The following is an 18,588-nucleotide window of genomic DNA, read 5'->3' as shown; positions in this document are numbered from 1 at the left end:
CGTCGCGCCGGTTTTTTGAAAATAGGCATCATGATTCCCAGCAGGAAATTTATCTATCCGAAAAGGGGACGTTATTGTTGAATTTTAAAGATCAACTTATATTTATTAGAAGAAATATGAAGAAAAACCGTTTGCGGGTGTTTATGACGATCCTTGCAACAACTGTTGCCTGTTCGTTTTTAATTGTGCTTGCGTCTGTCGGGTTTGGGCTGCAAAAATCGATGACGGAACAAATCATGAAAAAACAGATCGTGACAGAAATCAAAGTAGCTGGCAAAGAAGGAAAAGCTGGTAAACCAGTTCAAAAAAAAGATTTGCAAGAGTTTGAGAATCGAAAACATGTAACAGCCATATTTGAACGTATGTACTTAAACGAGGATGTAGAGGCTAAATTAGCTGATCGCACCAATACTAAAATTAAGGATCTCACATTCACAGACATGGATGCAGAGCAAAAAACGAACTTTAAACTAGACCGAGGTCGGTTGGCAAAGTCACCAAATGAAATTGTTGTCGGTTATGATTTTGGTAAACTGCTTTGGACGAAAAATGAATCAGAGAAATATGAAAAACAGAAACACAAAAAAGAAAAAAATGTAAAAAAACCAACAGGATATAAAGGCGATATTTTAGGAAAAACGATTGACATAACAGTTGCAAAAACAGGAGAGGAAAACGCTAAGAAAAAGAATCATCAATTTAAGATTGTCGGGGTGAAAAAACAGTCTTCATATGCTTGGAAAATGGATACCACAGTCTATTTGAGTGAAAATGCTATTGACTATTTAAAACCGGAAAAATCCCAGGTTGTAAATAAAATGTTTGTATATACTGACAGTGCTGAACATGTTGGAGAAATCACAAATGCTTTAGAAGATAAGGGCTTCTATGTTGATTCCATTACGAAAAGGCTGGATAGTATCAATTTGTTCTTCACCGCATTTAAAATAGGTCTGATTTTTGTTGGGGTGATAGCGGTATTGATCTCTGCGATCGGTATCTTTAATACAATGACAATGGCTGTCACAGAAAGAACACAGGAGATCGGAATTATGAAAGCGATTGGTGCAAGTCCGAACATGATTCGCAAAATGTTTTTGCTGGAAAGCGCCTATATCGGTGTCATTGGGTCTGTGTTCGGAATGATGATTTCATATGGTGTCAGCTTTTTAGTGAACAAGTTTCTACCGGTTATTCTCTCATCTGTTTCTCATGGGGGAGGAGAGGAGTTTCATATTACTTTCTCATATATTCCACTCAGCCTTGTGCTCATTGCAACAGCGATCAGTGCAGGAGTGGCAATTCTTTCAGGTTTAAACCCGGCTATTAAGGCGACCAAAACGAATGTATTGACGGCATTAAGAAGAGAGTTATGAATATTAGGAAATACATTTTATCTATTTAACCTGAATTTATCTTTATTGAGGACCATGTTTTTTCACCCTATTAAAATGATAAACTATAAAATACAATATAAATGTGATAACGTTATCCAATCTCAAAATAGGAGTGATCAAACATGGGTAAAAATTTTAAAAATCCACTTTTAAGAAAACGTAGTATTGAAAATCACCCTTCTGGAGATTTATTGGAAGAACTAAAAGAACAAGACATGTCTGACATTACAGGTGGTTGGGGCACAAGAGCACAATCTATAGCCAAAGCCCGGTCTATGGGGCTAGGTACAAATTACGGAAAATATTGTACATTATCAGCTGAATGTTTCTCTACTATCCCTTGTGCATAAAGCTTCAAAAATGTTTTTTTTCGTCACTATAGGATAAATAACACCCCAATTGTGAGATGAAAATTCTAGCAATTGGGGTGTTTCTTTCTGTCATGCCCATCATAAAGTTTTTAAAAGGAAAAATGATTAAAGCAAAATAAAAAGACATGGTTCGAGATAAATCGAATTCATGCCAATCCAGTTATTCATGATATTGTATTTTTTAGGGAAGTGCATAAAATTAGAAGCGAGATCTATGTAAAATAGAGTGATTCGGTTTCTCTTCACTATGGTCTTGATATTTTTTCCATGGAGAACTTAGTAGTTCTCGAAGTTCTTTTGTTGTTTTACAGCCTGTTTTATTTAAGATACTTTTTATCTGCTTTTTTATTGTATTTGGAGACTTGAACATGATTTCACTAATATTTGCCCGACTATATCCTTTGCAAATCAATTTATATAGGTCTTTTTCTGCAGTACTGAGTTTATAGAGGATAGATTCCTCTATTAATTTAGAATATTCAGTTAATATTATTTTATAGGGATTAAATGTACTATTTGCATATCTTATTTTATAAGCTATATCTTTATAATTTTTTTTAGAAACAAAGTCAATTGCACCAGCAGAAAAGGCCTGTTTTATCAAATTTTCATTCTCATTATTTGAAATATTAATAATAATACTCGCATCATTTCTTTTATGAAATATATAAGAACATGTGGTTATTCCATTTGTTTGATCTCCTTCTAATTCTAAATCTAATAAAACAACATCAAATTTTACATTAGTTGATAAAAAATAATTCAAATTATCCTTTCTGCATATTTCTCCTATTATTCTAATATCCGGTTGATTTTTCAAGATTTCTTTAAAAATGCCTAACCAATATACATCATCTTCAATTATTAGTAAGTTGATTTTCCCCATAGTATCACCGCTTCTTGAGATTTAATATGATGTAGTATTTTTTAATTTGATGACATATTTTGTTTTTACCCTAAATTTATCCTCATATTAACAAGAAATGGGTTGGTAGTCAAACTATTAACAAACTCCATTTCTAAAATTGTTGGGGCCATATTTTTTCACCCTATTCAATTTCAGATTTATTAAATAAAGTTATATGTATCATCTTTATTTTTCAAAATTAAATATAGGAATAAATTGAACTAGGCATTGACATTTTAACAAAGGAGACGATTGTTATGGGGAATGCCACGATCACATTTGATCATGTGTTAGATTATTGGATCACTTTTTTTCCAGAGAAAAAAGGGTCTTTAAAAGATATAGAAAAAGTGATTAAAGAAACAATCAGAAAAGATTTCTTGGAGTTGAAGAAAAAGTGGGAACAGTCTCCAAAAGAGGACAAAATATCATACTTAAAATTAGTCAATAAAGTTCTAATGATGGATGATGATGGAAAAATTTCAAACATATTAGAGAGTAACTCAGTTCATTTTGAGTTTATTGATGTTATAAAACCATTTATCAACTATCATATTTCACTTAAAATGGAGGAAATATTAGAACAAAAAAAGATGATGGATTTTGCAAATATTATTAAATGTATTTTCAAAAACATCAATAGTAGTCTTTATAGTGTATTTTATAAAACTATAATATTAGAAATAAATCTAGCGCGTGAAGAATCAAATTTAAAAGGAGAAACAGCTGAAAAAAGATTCTTATATTTTAAAGATTGTATGTTAAAAGATAAGAGCTACTTACGTTACTTATATTTAGATTATCCTTATCTATTTAACTTAATCAATAAACGAACTCTTCAAATCATTAATTTTATCATTTCTATTATTAAAGACACTAAAGATCATTACAAGCAGTTAATAACACAATTTAATAACAAAATAGGACTAGGTAAGATTGTAGATATTACTATTGGACAAGGTGATACTCATCGAGGATCAAAGTCTGTCAGTTTTTTAACTTTTCATTCTAAATATAAGCTGGTGTATAAGCCTAGATCAATGATGTTAGAAAAGAATTTCAACAGATTTATAAACTGGCTTAATTCCATGGGAATAAAAGGGTATTTAGATTTAAATACAGCAAGGGTTTACTCAATCTCTTCTTGTGGTTGGATGGAGTATATCGATTATGAAGAGTTAAATAATAAGAAGGATGCAGCAAATTATTATTATAGAATTGGAGAATTACTTTGTTTATTGTACATTTTTAATTCTAAAGATTTTCACTATGAGAATATTATTGCTAACAAAGAACATCCGATATTAATTGATATAGAAACAATTTTTCATGGGAAAGTGAATAGTGATTACAATGATTCTTCTGCAATTGCAAAGGCTAAAAAACTAATTGATGAATCGGTCTGTTCTATTTATTTATTACCAAATAGAATATCATTTGCCAATGATGATTCAGGATACTTAGATTTAGGTGGAGTTAGTGGTGCAGAAGAGCAGGTTGCTAGTTTAAAATCATCTATTATACAAAAAGATGGTACAGATGAAATGAAAATTGTAAGAAGTTATGGTGTTTTGTCACCTCAAAAAAATTTACCAAAATATCAAAATAATATAGTAAAGTCTAATCAATATGTTGCTGAAATTAAAAAGGGTTTTTCTTTAGTTTATAAGTGGATACAAAATAATAAAAATTTAGTTATTCAAGCTGTATATACTGATTTTCGAGATGCTCAGTGCCGGTTGATTATAAAACCAACCTATTTATATTTTAATTTGTTACATAGTAGTTTTCATCCTGATCTACTTCAAGATTCAATTCATAGAGAAGTATTTCTAACGAGAATTGGAATGAGTAAATATGAAGAAAAATATAAATATTTTCTTTCTAGTGAATACAAGGATCTATTAAATGGAGACATCCCTTATTTCTACACAAATGTTAGTTCGTTAGAGATTAAGAATTCTCATGATGAGGTTGTAAGAGGGGTGACATTAGAAAAATCACCTCTAACAATAGTTGAAAACAAAATTGAGAAGATGAGTGAAGCTGATTTTGAAAAGCAACTTGATTTTATCGATTTAAGTTTTCTTTATAGTGAGTATGAAGGTGACAAAGCTTTAACTAATATTTCATTTCAGACAAAGGATTTGTTGAAAAGAGATAGGACGTCTGAAATGGAAAGTTTAATAAAGATAGGTGATTTTATTTTAGATCAAGCAATAGAAGGAAATTATCATAACCAAAAAGAATATACTTGGCTCGGGCTTATGATTTACGGTAAAAAGGAACAATTAACACAAATAACTGGGTTTGAACCTGATTTATATAAAGGTAATAGTGGTATAGCGCTATTTTTTGCTTTTTTATATGATATGACAAAACTTCAAAAGTACAAAGAAGCAACTATTCGAGCTTTAAATCCAGTCATTACGCTTCTAAAAAATTTAATGGAAATAAAAAGCGAAGAAACTATTTTAGAAATTGGAGGATTTTCAGGAATTAGCGGTATGGTTTATTCACTTTATCATTCAGGAAAGTATATTCATAAAGAACAATTTGTATCGACAGCAATCCAGAGTATCAATTTATTAACAACATACGCTAAAAAAGTGGAGTATGAAGATATAATCGGGGGGATAAGTGGAGCTATCGCAGTTGTTTTATCTGCATTTAAGAGTAATGCTAAAGAAAAGACACAACATTATTTATTTGGAGCATTAAGGAGTTTATATAATAGATTTGTTGAAGTGATAAAATTAAAAGGAAATAAAGGTAAAATTGACTGGAGTAAGATTTCAGAAGGTTATACTGGTTTTGCTCATGGTAGTAGTGGGATATCAGCTGTGATGATGCAACTATACCCTATAATAAAAGATCCTTTTATTTTAAAAATTGTTACTTCTGCTTTAGATTTTGAACGAGAGTTATATTCAGGTAAGGAAAAGAATTGGCATATGCAGGTTGGGGATGAAGGATTTAGCAATGGTTGGTGTCATGGAGCACCAGGGATCCTCTTAAATAGAATTTTATTAAAAGCGAACGGTTATGATGATGAATGTATGGAGATTGAAATAGAGACAGCTATAAAAACCACTATAAAGAATGGTTTTGGAAATAACTCTACGCTTTGTCATGGAGATCTTGGAAGTTTATTGATTCTTGATTATGCAGCAGATGTGATGAAAGATTTAACCCTTAAAAAATATTGTGAAAATACATTTATAAAAATTCATGAAGACACAATAAAACAGGTCATCCTTGATAAAAATCATCCAGATCATCATTTATTTGGGTTAATGATTGGTTTAACTGGGTACGGGTATTTAATATTGAAACATCTAAAACCAAGTATAAATAATATTTTATGGCTTCAGTAGACGATCATTATCCTATATTAAAGGAAATGGTGAGGCTTATGATTAGAAAAGTTCCTTTTATTGAACAATTTCACCAGACAGAATGTGGTTTGTGTTGTGTTGCCATGATTTTAAGATATTACCGTAGCTTTAATACACTAAATGATTTAAGAGATATAGCTGAAGTAGGGAGAGATGGGCTGAATTTAAAACAGGTTCATGATTTATTCAAAGCTTTACATTTTCATTCAAAAGTATATCGGACTGAAGTGAAAGGGTTAGAAGCGATAGATCTCCCATCTGTATTATTTTGGAATAGTGATCATTTTGTTGTTCTAGAAAAAGTGAGAAAGAATAAATTTACTATTGTTGATCCAGCTATTGGGAGAAGAACTTTACCTTTGAAAGAGTTTGAAAAATCATTTTCAAACATTGTCTTAGTACCTCAACCTAAACATGATTTTAAAGCGAAAAAACAAAAAGAAAGTTCGTATAAATTTTTATCAAACACTGTTGTAGACAATAAAAAAACATTTATATTATTATTTGTTTTATCATTTTTTACAGCAATGGGAACGTTGTTGATGCCAATTATTATTCAAAACCTGACGGATAGTGTAATAAAAAAAGGATCTATATCAATATTCGAAATAACAATTTCACTACTTTTGCTAGTACTTTTTTTCTTGTTACAATACTTTCAAGGTGTTGTTCTCATTCAAATAAAATCTACACTAGATCAAACATTGATTAGTAAAGTTTTTAGTCATTTATTAAAAGTACCCTATAAATTTTTTGAGTCAAGACCAACTGGAGATATACAGTACAGATTAAGCAGTGTAGAATTTATTAAGGATTTGTTGTCAGAAAAAGCGATAAAAGGAATTCTTGATGTTGTCTCCCTTATTGTTATTTTATTTTATATCGCGTATAAGTCTTTATCTCTTTTTATGTTAGTTACCATATTATTTTCGGTTTTTGGCGTAGTTACTATTTTGATAAGACCAAAATTAAAAGAGTTAAACTTATATGAAGTATTAGAGCGTAGTAAAATACAACGGCTGCAAATTGAAACCATTACAGCGATATTCAATATTAAATTATCAGGAATCGAAAACGAAGTTTTTCATAATTGGAAGAAACAATTAAAAAATGTTATAAGAAGGTATAAAAAGAAAGGTGCATTGTTGAACTTTTATAATACATTTTCACAAGGTATGCAAACCATTGCTCCTTTTGTTGTTTTGTTAGTTGGTTTTTATTTGTATATACAACAAGAGTTGACCTTTGGCGAAGTTTTGGCCTTTTACTCTGTTACTTCTATGTTTTTCACAACAAGCACTTCCATGTTCCAATTGATAAACGATTTATTAGTTGCTACAACGAACATAGACAGAATAAAAGATATTACTGATGCCAAAATCGAAAATGATCATGCTGAGAGTAAAAATGTTCCTGTGAAAGGTGATATTGTTTTAAAAAATGTATGTTTCACTTATGCAAAATCTTCTGAAGCCGTTTTAAATGACATTAATATTAGAATAGAAAAGGGACAGAAAATTGCAATTGTTGGCAGGTCAGGATCCGGTAAGAGTACCTTAGGAAAATTGCTTCTCGGTTTATATGAACCAACGAGTGGGGACATATTTTATGACGGTATTAATCTTAAAAATATCAATAAAAAAGAGCTTAGAAGAAATATGGGGGCTGTTCCCCAAGACATTTATTTATTCAATAAATCAATTTATGAAAATATTGCAATGGGTAAACCGGATGTCAGTTATGAAGATATGATGAGAGCATTAAAAATTGTAAATATAGATGAAGAAATTAATGAAATGCCAATGAAACATAAAACGTTAATTTCTAACATGGGGATGAATCTTTCTGGAGGACAAAGACAAAGACTAGCATTAGCTAGGGCTATCATAAACGAGCCCGGTATTGTATTACTGGATGAAGCTACAAGCTCATTAGATTCTGTAAATGAGGCAAAAATTGCTTCACATTTTATTAAAATGGGGAGTACATGCATGATTATTGCACATCGATTGTCAACAATTGTGGATTCTGATATCATTTTTGTCATGAAAAACGGTTCAATTGTAGAACAAGGAAAGCACAAAGAACTGTTACAGAAGAATGGAGAGTACTATCGTTTATATGCAAGTAGTATAGACGGAAGTAAGAAAGATTTGCAACGTGAAAATGTTCCTTTATAAAAATAGCGTTGATCTAAGATGATCTTTATCTTGTTATATGTTGCTTGTAATAGTCATTGTCAATGAGAAGGTAGTTTATAAAGTGAAAAATCCCCTTTCTAAAAGGGATTTTTTTATGCCCAAAACCGAAAACTTGTTTGTTGAAAAAAGCGGCTGAAGCGAATAGAATTTAAAAGAAGTTCTATTTAGAAAGAAGGTAACACAATGCCACGTACATTATGGCTTTTGGTCATCGGTATGTTTATTAACGTCACGGGGGCCTCTTTTTTATGGCCGCTAAACACCATTTATATTCATCAGCATTTAGGGAAGTCATTGACTGCTGCCGGGTTTGTCTTGATGCTGAATTCAGGCGCAAATGTGATTGGAAATTTGTGCGGCGGTTTTTTGTTTGATAAAATCGGTGGCTTTACATCGATTATTCTTGGAATTATCATTACGTTTTCAAGTCTTTCAGGTCTTGTGTTTTTTCATGATTGGTTCGCATATATTATTTTATTAACAATTGCTGGTTTTGGTTCTGGGGTTGTCTTTCCGGCATGTTATGCGATGGCTGGCTCAGCATGGCCAGAGGGAGGAAGAAAAGCATTTAATGCTGTGTATGTCGCGCAAAATGCCGGAGTTGCTGTTGGTTCGGCACTTGGAGGATTTGTGGCGTCATTTTCCTTCACTTTTGTTTTCTTTGCGAATGCAATGCTCTACGCTGTTTTTTTTATGATTGCTTGTTTGGGATTTAAGAAGATTCAATCTGATCAAGCTGTTCAGTCATCTGTTTTAGATCATGCCGATTCAATCAATGGAAAATCGCGATTTACTGCTCTCATTTTTATCTGTACAGGGTACTTGCTCGCCTGGGTTGCTTATTCACAATGGTCTTCAACAATTGCCTCACATACACAGGAATTGGGCATGCCCCTTAAGCAGTACAGTTTGTTATGGACTGTAAATGGTGCACTCATCGTGCTAGGGCAGCCATTCATCGGCATGTTTGTGAAGCGGTTTGCTGAGTCGTTGAAGAAACAGATGTTATTAGGCTTTGTTATTTTCATGCTTGCATACGGAATTTTGTTTGTAGCCGAAGACTTTACGGCATTTCTTGCGGCTATGATTATATTAACAATCGGTGAAATGCTTGTCTGGCCTGCTGTTCCGACAATCGCAAATCAGCTTTCTCCACAGGGAAAAGAAGGATTTTATCAAGGGTTTGTCAATAGTATGGCAACCGGTGGCAGAATGGTCGGACCGCTTTTAGGCGGAATGCTTGTTGATATCTATGGTATGCAGATGTTACTGGCGGTACTTCTTGTTTTATTGGTGTTCAGTATTGGAACAGTGTTTTTATATGATCGAAGAGAAAAGGAAACGTCTGTTCATCAGGACTTCATATTGAAAAAATAGGTAATTGTCATCATGTAAAAATGAATCGAATGCATCAAGATGAACATCCAATTGTTTTCATATAATGGAAGAAACAAGCTTTTTTTTCATCAAAGACAGAACACGTTTTCTGTTGGTTAGTAGTATCGAATATCATCGCAAAGGGTTCTAGGGGGGCTGCTCGATGGCCTGAAGTCGCTTGACTAATCTAAGGGCTTTAGGAAGGTGATGAAGATGCTGCATCAAGTTTTGGTTGCTTGTTTGATTGGAGGAATTATGGGGGTTCTCGGGCATATTAAAAAAAGAGGCCGCCTCGAGAAACCGAGAACAACGAAACGATTTATTTACTTGGGGTTTTTTGAAGATATTCTTGTCGGTATGGTAGCTTCAATTTTACTTGTATTATCTGCAGAACCTGACTCCGGAATTCAGCTTGTGATTTTATCCATCATTGCTGGCTATGGCGGTGAAGCTGTTTTAAGAAGCTTTGACTTTGTCAGGGAACAGCAGGGAAATGGACAGAACTCCGGACGGAAAAATGATTCTCCACACGACTAAGATCCTCACACTTACCCTTTTTCAGCATATTCCCATTGTATACAAACCTGCTTGCACTTATGAACAGAATTCTATAAAATACAAATAAGATTACAGTTACGGCAAGAACAGTGAAGAGGAGTAGTAAGAAGCCTATTTTGTCAAAGAGAGTTGACGGCTGGTGAAAGTCAATCAAATGAGCTTCTGAACTCGCCTCTGAGTTGCAGCGGTGAAGAGCCACTGCCGCATATCTGCGTTAAAGATATCAAGTGAGTGTGTAAATGACACACTAACAAGGGTGGTACCGCGGGAAAATAAATCTCTCGTCCCTTTCTAGGGATGAGAGAATTTTTTTGTTTTTAGAATAATCTGAATATAGCAGTGCCAGTCTTGTCAAAACTTGAACACAAACAGCCGTAAGCATTTTAAAGGAGGTTTTTACAATTGAGCTTTGATCATCAAAAAATCGAAAAAAAGTGGCAAGACTATTGGCTAAATCACAAAACATTTGCAGTGCTTGAAGATCCATCTAAACCGAAGTTTTATGCATTAGACATGTTTCCATATCCATCAGGAGCAGGCCTGCATGTCGGCCATCCTGAAGGCTATACAGCGACAGACATCCTTTCGCGGATGAGACGGATGCAAGGATATGATGTTTTACACCCGATGGGCTGGGATGCATTTGGCCTTCCAGCTGAACAATACGCGCTTGATACGGGAAATGACCCTGCTGTTTTTACGAAGCAGAATATCGATAATTTCCGCCGCCAGATTAGAGCGCTCGGTTTCTCATATGACTGGGACAGAGAAGTGAATACAACAGATCCTGACTATTATAAATGGACACAGTGGATTTTCTTAAAGCTTTATGAAAAAGGTCTTGCATATGTGGATGAAGTACCTGTGAACTGGTGTCCAGCACTTGGTACAGTTCTTGCCAATGAAGAAGTTATCGATGGAAAAAGTGAACGTGGCGGCCATCCTGTAGAAAGACGTCCGATGAAACAGTGGATGTTAAAAATTACTGCGTATGCTGATCGGCTTCTCGAAGATCTTGAAGAACTTGACTGGCCTGAAAGTATTAAAGAAATGCAGCGCAATTGGATCGGGCGTTCAGAAGGTGCACATGTTCACTTTAAAATTGATGGTCAAGATGAAACATTTACAGTATTTACAACACGACCTGATACGTTGTTTGGTGCAACATACACTGTTCTTGCCCCTGAACATGAGTTAGTTCAAAAAATAACGACGGCTGAACAAAAAGAGGCTGTCAATGCATATATTGCTGAGGTTCAGTCAAAAAGTGATCTGGAACGAACGGATCTTGCGAAAACAAAAACAGGTGTATTCACAGGAGCTTATGCGATCCATCCGGTAACTGAAGAAAAAATTCCGGTTTGGATTGCCGATTATGTTTTAGCTTCATATGGAACTGGAGCGGTGATGGCAGTTCCAGCCCATGATGAACGAGATTATGAATTTGCGACAACTTTCAATTTGCCGATTCAAGAAGTCGTTAAAGGCGGAGATGTTGAAAAAGAAGCGTATACAGGAGATGGCGAGCATATCCATTCCGATTTTTTAAATGGACTTCAGCAAGCATCTGCGATTGAGAAAATGTGTCAGTGGCTTCATGACAACGGAAAAGGTGAGAAAAAAGTAACGTATCGCCTTCGCGATTGGCTTTTCAGTCGTCAACGTTATTGGGGTGAGCCAATTCCGATCATTCATTGGGAAGACGGTACATCAACTGCAGTTCCTGAGCAAGAGTTGCCACTCGTTCTGCCAAAAACGACCGAAATTAAACCAAGCGGTACTGGAGAGTCTCCACTTGCCAATATCAAAGAATGGGTTGAAGTGACAGACCCTAACACAGGCAAGAAAGGTCGCCGGGAAACAAACACAATGCCACAGTGGGCTGGAAGTTGCTGGTATTTCTTGCGTTATATCGATCCGAACAATCAACAAGAGCTAGCATCAGCTGAAAAATTAAAGGAATGGCTTCCTGTTGATATGTATATCGGTGGTGCTGAACATGCCGTTCTACATTTATTATATGCGCGCTTCTGGCATAAATTCCTGTATGATATCGGTGTCGTGCCAACAAAAGAACCGTTTCAACAGCTTTTTAACCAAGGCATGATTCTTGGGGAAAACAATGAAAAAATGAGCAAATCCAAAGGCAATGTTGTCAATCCAGATGAAATTGTTGAAACACATGGAGCAGATACACTTCGTCTTTATGAAATGTTCATGGGACCGCTTGATGCATCAATTGCCTGGTCAACGACAGGACTTGATGGAGCCCGTCGCTTCCTTGATCGTGTCTGGCGCTTGTTTATTGATGACAATAATCAATTAAACGTGAAGATGGTAGACGGAGCAGGAAAAACGCTTGAACGTGTTTACCATGAAACAGTCATGAAAGTGACAGATGATTTCGAAGGCTTGCGGTTTAATACAGCGATTTCCCAACTGATGGTGTTTATTAATGAAGCTTATAAAGCTGAGGCGCTTCCGAAAGAATATATGGAAGGCTTTGTGAAATTGCTCTCTCCTGTCGCACCACATTTAGCTGAAGAGCTGTGGAGTCGTCTCGGGCATGAGGACACGATCACATATGAAGCATGGCCTGTCTATGATGAAGAAAAACTTGTTGATGATGAAATTGAAATTGTCGTTCAACTAAACGGTAAAGTGAAAGCGAAATTAAATGTACCAGCAGATTCAAGTAAAGAACAGCTTGAAGAACTGGCCAAAAACAATGATAAAGTCAAAGAACAATTGGAAGGAAAGACAATCAGAAAAGTGATTGCTGTTCCAGGTAAACTGGTGAATATTGTCGCGAATTAACAGAATAGGGCTGTCCAATCGTCTTTTTTGATGATTGGACGCCTTTTTAAATTAACGCTGATATATGATGATTTGCCTTTATATTAGGCATATTATGTTTTAGCGTAGTGTGATCTATAAAGCCGTTTAATTGGCACCCTCTTTTTGTTAAAATGAAACTAGTTTTTGAAGATTTTATATATTTAAGGGGGAGTTTTTGATGCTTTATCATCAAAAACAAATAGATCAGCTACTTGAAAATATTGAAGAAGAACCTGAAAGAAAATCAAATGAAAAGATAGGGATATCGTTTATTCCAGTTTTCTATATTTCGCTTCTTCTTTCTGTATGTATGTTGTTTATCGAATATAAATATTTCCTTCTTGTATTATACGCACCGACGGTAATCCTTACATTAATCAATCCGCCTTTATGTGAAAAAAAGGGGGTTTATCGCTTATTCGCTTGTGTTTATTTAATTATCCTCGTCGTTGTAACTCATTTTTGGCTTCAAGTATGAGCTTTAATCAACTATTGCATGGGAGATGGAAACATGACTGTAAAAGAAATTACACCTGATCAATTGAAAAAACAGCTTTCAAAAGGAGAAACGCTTAACATTATTGATGTTAGAGAAGATGAAGAAGTTGTTGAAGGGATGATACCGGAAGCAATACATATCAAGATGGGGGATATTCCAGAAAAACTCGACTTTTTTCAAAAGAATCAGTCCTATATTTTCGTCTGTCGCTCCGGGAGACGCAGTGAAAATGTTTGTATTTATTTACAAAACAAAGGATTTGATGTTGCGAATATGATCGGTGGTATGATTGAATGGACCGGTGATACAAAGCCTAAAACAAAATAAGAACAAAGCCAGCTATACAAGAAACATCAAATATGGCGTAAAATCATAATTTTGACGGTCTTGGCATACCTTTTATATAGAAAGGAGAGAGCGTATGCTGAAAGTTGCCGTATTTGATGAAGAACATGAAAAAGATTTGCAGCATGAGATAAACGAATTTTTAAAAAAGCTGTCTGAAGACCAACTGGTTGAGATAAAATATGACGTATCTGCCGCATGCGATCCTCAAGGTGAACAGCTTTATTGTTTTTCGGCACTGATTTTGTACAGAACATAAACTTGGTCTGAAACGACAGGGCTGTCCAATAAATTGTTTTTTTAACTATTGGACGCCCTTTTCACGTTTAACAAACGCTGGTATATCAGCAATCTTGAATCATGACTTCTAACAAGTGTGCGCTTTTCGGACGAGTCCATTTAAAAATGGAATAGGATGAACCTACCAATCTACTGCACCAGTAGTATGATATATACCCCCTTTAAAGTTAGGAGTGAATCTCAAGTGAGCCCCTTTAAATGTCTTACTCTTTCCATTTATTCTAAATCTTTTGCCCATGACAACACTGCCGCGTACATATTTTTTGCCCCAAACCTTATCTCCAAAAAAACCTTTTTGCACGACAGCGTAAGTGATACCAACACTTTTTGCAAAACCAGTAGCCCCTTGACGATCGATAGCTAGAATTAAATGTTTTTGATGTGGAACACTAAATGTTGTATCGGAATAAAAGGTAATTCCACCAAATTTACGGGAATAATTCCACCACATGATTACATCAGCAGGCTTCATTTTTTGCCGGTTTAGAGCGTTGCTGACATTTGGTTTGTTGACATATTGATCATTTCCTTGTTTGATGATCTTGTTGTCATCACTTGTTAATGTATTGGAGTTGACAACTACTTTCCATTCAGAATTTAATTTCTTCACTTCGACTGGAGTTTCGCAAACTAATCCGCTGTCATAAGATCCTCTTACAACGAAATAATGATGCTCTTCATCTACTTTTTTTGCATTGACAATCTCATAGCTATTTAGCTTGTCCCTGCTCATGATTTCCAAATAGTCGTCAATTGTCAATTGTCTTTCATCGACAATATTGTTCATCATTTTCTCAAGATCTTGATGTTTAACAGCATCAAGATAATCTTCAAGAAATAACTTTGGTGTGGGCTTCATATTTTTAGAAATCGCTGAAGAACCAGGGGGTGCTACAGTAAACATCCCTAAAACAAAGACTAGTAAAATCGCAATACGAGGAAATAGCTTTTTCAAACAATATCACTCCCATACATTTTTATCACACTCTATTATTACCATTTTATTGATAATTTGTAAATAAAAGATTACTTGGGTTGTCCGTAAATTGTCAAAAATGCAAGTTCCTAATCGTCTTTTCTAAAAAAATAAGCAGAAAAGCTCCCGAGCATGTTCGGGAGCTTTTCCGGCAATGTTTCCACTTCCATTACTAAATGATCACTTGTTACTTCTCTCTAAAAGTGAATATTCCCCCGCATTTAAGCCGGCAAGACGTCCTGTGACAAGAGCAGATGTAATATTATATCCACCTGTATATCCGTGAATATCGAGAATTTCTCCGCAAAAATAAAGTCCTTGCTTCTTTTTCGATGCCATTTTTTTCGGATCGATTTCTTTAACCGACACACCCCCGCCTGTTATAAATGCCTTTTCAAGTGAAAGCGTGCCATTTACACTAATGGTCAATTCTTTACAGTCATTGACGAATGTGCGGAACTGTTCTTTTGAAAGAGTAGAATACGTTTCCGAAGGATCGATTTGATTTCGTTCAAAAAGAAACAATAAATATCTTTCCTGCATCCAAGATTTAAGCACATTTTTCAGTGTTTTTTTCGGAGCATCTTTCAATTGTTTTTGCATCTGTTGGAAAAGTTGTTCTTGATTGATGTTAGGAAATAAATCAAGCTTTATCTTTACTTTGTCTTGTTTTTTTAATTCTTTTACGACAAATTGACTGCATCGTAATACAGCAGGGCCTGATAAGCCAAAATGCGTAAAAATCATGTCCATCTGATGTGTGATCATCGGTTTGCCTTTTTTATTTAACACACTTAAGGCGACATCTCTTAAAGATAGACCTTGCAATGTTTTTTGTTTGATAAAAGGTTCATCTGATGTAATAGGAACCTCTGTTGGAAAGAGTTCTGTAATCCTATGTCCAGCTTGCTCTGCCCATTCATAACCATCCCCGGTTGATCCGGTATGTGGTACACTTTTTCCACCAACCGCCACCACAACAGCATGAGTATGGAGCTTTTCCTCATTGTTTGTCACAATACCGAACACCTTATCCTCATCATATAAAACGGATTTCACTTTTTCATTCGTGCGGATTTCCACATTCAGCTGTTCAAGACGTATCATCAGTGCATCTACTACATTTTGAGCTTTATCTGAAACAGGAAACATCCTTCCATGGTCTTCTTCTTTCAGTTTGACACCGAGACGTTCAAAAAATTTAATAATGTCTTCATTATTAAATTCAGAAAATGCGCTATATAAAAATCGACCATTTCCAGGGATATGGCGTATCAGTTCATCAATCGGTAGCCGGTTGGTGACATTGCAGCGTCCACCACCTGAGATCGCAAGTTTGCGTCCGAGTTTGTTTCCTTTGTCAATGAGCAAAACGTTCGCTCTGCGTTCACCGGCTGCAATCGCAGCCATAAGACCAGCCGGACCTCCGCCGATGACGATTACATCATAATGTTTCATATATATCCTCAACTTTCCTGGGTTTCAGGCCTGCAAAAAATGACAGGCAACTACACAAATTTCTGTGTTTATTTTTATATTATAACGAAAGAATGACACCTTCTGAAGAAAATTCTGTTAAAATTTAGCCATGTTATTATTACCTAGGTAAGACATCTGTATGTTAAAATAGAAAAGTTGAATCTACAGAAGAAAAATGGTGATTAGGAACATGTCAAGCAAACTGTTAAGAGGCACATTTATATTAACGCTTGGTACCTACATTTCAAGGGTCCTCGGAATGATTTACTTAATTCCATTCGGAGCTATGGTTGGTGCGACAGGCGGTGCCCTGTTCCAGTACGGTTATAACCAATATACAATTTTTTTAAGCATTGCAACGATGGGTTTTCCAGCAGCCGTGTCAAAATTTGTTTCAAAATATAATTCGATAGGGGATTATGAAACAACAAGAAAGATGCTGCGTGCGGGAATGTCGGTCATGCTTGTCACAGGAATCATTGCTTTTTCACTTCTTTATATGTCTGCACCGTTCTTTGCGGAAGCAGCCCTCGGTGCAACAGAAAACAATGGGGTGACAATCGAGCATGTTGTCTACGTCATTCGTATGGTAAGTCTTGCTTTATTGGTTGTACCGATTTTAAGTCTAGTGAGAGGGTTTTTCCAAGGCCATCAAATGATGGAGCCGACAGCTGTTTCACAAGTTATTGAACAAATTGCGAGAATCATCTTTCTCCTAACTGCGACATATTTAACCCTCAAAGTTTTTAATGGCGGTCTTGTAATAGCGATTGGTTATGCAACTTTTGCTGCTTTAATCGGCGCTTTTGCCGGTTTGTTTATCCTTTATTTCTATTGGCAAAAAAGAAAAGATCAATTACTTTCGATGCAGCCCAACCTAGTTCCATCGGCAAACATTACATATAAGGAAATGTTTAAAGAACTGTTTAGCTATGCTGCCCCTTATGTGTTCGTTGGACTAGCCATACCGCTCTATCAGTACATTGATACAAACACATTTAATAAAGCAATGATTGGAGCGGGTTATGGAAATATCAGCCAAGATTTATTGGCGATTGTCACGCTTTATGTACCAAAGCTTGTAATGATTCCGGTCTCTCTTGCGACAGCTTTCGGGTTAACTTTGATTCCGGCCATTACTGAGAATTTCACGAGTAAAAATTTTGATGGTTTAAAGAGACAGATTGACCAAGCGATGTTGATCATTCTCTTTATTGTCCTTCCAGCTTCTTTCGGAATGTCGTTTCTTTCAGGACCAGCATACACATTCTTTTATGGATCGGAGAGTCTGCACCCACAATTGGGAGAAGACATCTTATTCTGGTATGCGCCGGTCGCGCTGTTGTTTTCTCTTTTTACAGTGAATGCGGCGATCTTGCAAGGCATTAATAAGCAGAAGTTTGCAGTTGTCAGTCTGATGCTTGGGATCATCCTCAAACTTTCTTTAAATATTCCCTTGATCAAGCTATTTCAGGGAAGCGGCTCAATTCTGGCGACTGCTATTGGCTATTCAGTGTCTTTATTATATGGATTCATTATGATCAAGCGACACGCCGGCTATTCTTATCGAATGCTATTTAAAAGATTTTTGTTGATGGTTATCCTGACTTTCATCATGGGTGCCGTCGTCATGAGTGTTCAATGGCTTCTTAGTTTCTTTATTTCATATGAGGGCGGACGAATTCGTTCTGCTATCATCATATTGGTGACATCTGTGATCGGCGGTAGTGTTTATCTATATCTCGCCTACCGTTTAAAATTATTAGGAAAAATATTTGGTCAGCGGTTAAACCGCTTTTTCAAGAGAAAGGCTAATTAGTGATTTAGTCCTCTTTAAGTAGATCGTTCAATCGTTCATGAGTAATCATGGGTGTTGGCTTTCACTTCTAGGGGACTTTTTATTTATTATGCATTCGTGTATGATATGAAAATCTGAAGTTTA

General features: G+C 35.3%; 14 protein-coding genes and 1 other annotated feature. Of the genes, 11 read left to right on the top strand and 3 right to left on the bottom strand.

Going from position 1 to position 18,588, the window contains the following annotated elements:
* Window positions 1-77: 77 nt before the first annotated feature.
* Entirely contained in the window at window positions 78-1,376 is a 1,299-nt protein-coding gene (locus PDT38_RS15185; RefSeq protein WP_270802791.1) for an ABC transporter permease, read from the top strand.
* Between the two features lie 143 nt (window positions 1,377-1,519).
* Window positions 1,520-1,747, top strand: a complete 228-nt coding sequence (locus PDT38_RS15180; RefSeq protein WP_270802790.1) for a plantaricin C family lantibiotic — start codon at window positions 1,520-1,522, stop codon at window positions 1,745-1,747.
* A 220-nt stretch (window positions 1,748-1,967) separates the two neighbouring features.
* Here PDT38_RS15180 and PDT38_RS15175 read toward each other — a convergent pair whose 3' ends face one another.
* Complete coding sequence (locus PDT38_RS15175) at window positions 1,968-2,654, bottom strand: response regulator transcription factor (protein WP_270802788.1); 687 nt, start codon at window positions 2,652-2,654, stop codon at window positions 1,968-1,970.
* 278 nt (window positions 2,655-2,932) lie between these two features.
* Here PDT38_RS15175 and PDT38_RS15170 point away from each other — a divergent pair, with 278 nt between their 5' ends.
* The 8 genes from PDT38_RS15170 (at window position 2,933) to PDT38_RS15135 (ending at window position 14,150) form a co-directional block, all read left to right on the top strand.
* Complete coding sequence (locus tag PDT38_RS15170; RefSeq protein WP_270802786.1) at window positions 2,933-6,052, top strand: type 2 lanthipeptide synthetase LanM family protein; 3,120 nt, start codon at window positions 2,933-2,935, stop codon at window positions 6,050-6,052.
* A gap of 38 nt (window positions 6,053-6,090) precedes the next feature.
* On the top strand, window positions 6,091-8,253 hold the full coding sequence (locus tag PDT38_RS15165) for a peptidase domain-containing ABC transporter (protein ID WP_270802785.1): 2,163 nt from the start codon (window positions 6,091-6,093) through the stop codon (window positions 8,251-8,253).
* Window positions 8,254-8,457: 204 nt separating this feature from the next.
* Window positions 8,458-9,651, top strand: a complete 1,194-nt coding sequence (locus PDT38_RS15160) for an MDR family MFS transporter (RefSeq protein ID WP_270802783.1) — start codon at window positions 8,458-8,460, stop codon at window positions 9,649-9,651.
* Window positions 9,652-9,858: 207 nt separating this feature from the next.
* Window positions 9,859-10,188: a DUF4257 domain-containing protein gene (locus PDT38_RS15155; RefSeq protein ID WP_270802781.1), complete on the top strand. Its 330-nt coding sequence runs from the start codon at window positions 9,859-9,861 to the stop codon at window positions 10,186-10,188.
* A gap of 101 nt (window positions 10,189-10,289) precedes the next feature.
* Window positions 10,290-10,501: a binding site (T-box leader), on the top strand.
* Window positions 10,502-10,611: 110 nt separating this feature from the next.
* Window positions 10,612-13,026 carry a leucine--tRNA ligase gene (gene leuS, locus PDT38_RS15150; RefSeq protein ID WP_270802780.1) on the top strand — a complete coding sequence of 805 codons (2,415 nt, stop codon included), beginning with the start codon at window positions 10,612-10,614 and terminating at the stop codon, window positions 13,024-13,026.
* Between the two features lie 199 nt (window positions 13,027-13,225).
* Window positions 13,226-13,525: a methyltransferase gene (locus tag PDT38_RS15145; RefSeq protein ID WP_270802778.1), complete on the top strand. Its 300-nt coding sequence runs from the start codon at window positions 13,226-13,228 to the stop codon at window positions 13,523-13,525.
* Between the two features lie 33 nt (window positions 13,526-13,558).
* A complete protein-coding gene (locus PDT38_RS15140) occupies window positions 13,559-13,873 on the top strand; it encodes a rhodanese-like domain-containing protein (protein WP_270802776.1) in 315 nt (104 codons plus the stop codon).
* A gap of 94 nt (window positions 13,874-13,967) precedes the next feature.
* Window positions 13,968-14,150: a sporulation protein Cse60 gene (locus tag PDT38_RS15135; protein ID WP_172297162.1), complete on the top strand. Its 183-nt coding sequence runs from the start codon at window positions 13,968-13,970 to the stop codon at window positions 14,148-14,150.
* A 162-nt stretch (window positions 14,151-14,312) separates the two neighbouring features.
* Here the strand turns inward: PDT38_RS15135 and PDT38_RS15130 are convergent, their stop codons facing one another.
* The gene (locus tag PDT38_RS15130; RefSeq protein WP_270802775.1) at window positions 14,313-15,146 is read right to left on the bottom strand and encodes a hypothetical protein; all 834 of its coding nucleotides are present in this window, start codon (window positions 15,144-15,146) and stop codon (window positions 14,313-14,315) included.
* A gap of 201 nt (window positions 15,147-15,347) precedes the next feature.
* Entirely contained in the window at window positions 15,348-16,625 is a 1,278-nt protein-coding gene (locus PDT38_RS15125; protein ID WP_270802774.1) for a BaiN/RdsA family NAD(P)/FAD-dependent oxidoreductase, read from the bottom strand.
* A gap of 211 nt (window positions 16,626-16,836) precedes the next feature.
* On the opposite strand from PDT38_RS15125, the gene PDT38_RS15120 reads away from it, so the two are divergent.
* Window positions 16,837-18,465 carry a putative polysaccharide biosynthesis protein gene (locus tag PDT38_RS15120; protein WP_270802772.1) on the top strand — a complete coding sequence of 543 codons (1,629 nt, stop codon included), beginning with the start codon at window positions 16,837-16,839 and terminating at the stop codon, window positions 18,463-18,465.
* Window positions 18,466-18,588 lie beyond the last annotated feature (123 nt).

It is taken from the genome of Bacillus changyiensis (assembly GCF_027706145.1).
Taxonomy (GTDB): domain Bacteria; phylum Bacillota; class Bacilli; order Bacillales; family Bacillaceae; genus Bacillus; species Bacillus changyiensis.
Note: the sequence above shows the minus strand (reverse complement) of the source record. Positions and strands in the feature narration are given on the sequence as shown.

Bases quoted from the DNA above. Each gene is read 5' to 3' on its own strand.
- PDT38_RS15175 (WP_270802788.1), bottom strand. From the start codon at position 2,654: ATGGGGAAAATCAACTTACTAATAATTGAAGATGATGTATATTGGTTA.
- PDT38_RS15125 (WP_270802774.1), bottom strand. From the start codon at position 16,625: ATGAAACATTATGATGTAATCGTCATCGGCGGAGGTCCGGCTGGTCTT.
- PDT38_RS15135 (WP_172297162.1), top strand. From the start codon at position 13,968: ATGCTGAAAGTTGCCGTATTTGATGAAGAACATGAAAAAGATTTGCAG.
- PDT38_RS15155 (WP_270802781.1), top strand. From the start codon at position 9,859: ATGAAGATGCTGCATCAAGTTTTGGTTGCTTGTTTGATTGGAGGAATT.
- PDT38_RS15145 (WP_270802778.1), top strand. From the start codon at position 13,226: ATGCTTTATCATCAAAAACAAATAGATCAGCTACTTGAAAATATTGAA.
- PDT38_RS15165 (WP_270802785.1), top strand. From the start codon at position 6,091: ATGATTAGAAAAGTTCCTTTTATTGAACAATTTCACCAGACAGAATGT.
- PDT38_RS15120 (WP_270802772.1), top strand. From the start codon at position 16,837: ATGTCAAGCAAACTGTTAAGAGGCACATTTATATTAACGCTTGGTACC.
- PDT38_RS15140 (WP_270802776.1), top strand. From the start codon at position 13,559: ATGACTGTAAAAGAAATTACACCTGATCAATTGAAAAAACAGCTTTCA.
- PDT38_RS15160 (WP_270802783.1), top strand. From the start codon at position 8,458: ATGCCACGTACATTATGGCTTTTGGTCATCGGTATGTTTATTAACGTC.
- PDT38_RS15180 (WP_270802790.1), top strand. From the start codon at position 1,520: ATGGGTAAAAATTTTAAAAATCCACTTTTAAGAAAACGTAGTATTGAA.
- PDT38_RS15170 (WP_270802786.1), top strand. From the start codon at position 2,933: ATGGGGAATGCCACGATCACATTTGATCATGTGTTAGATTATTGGATC.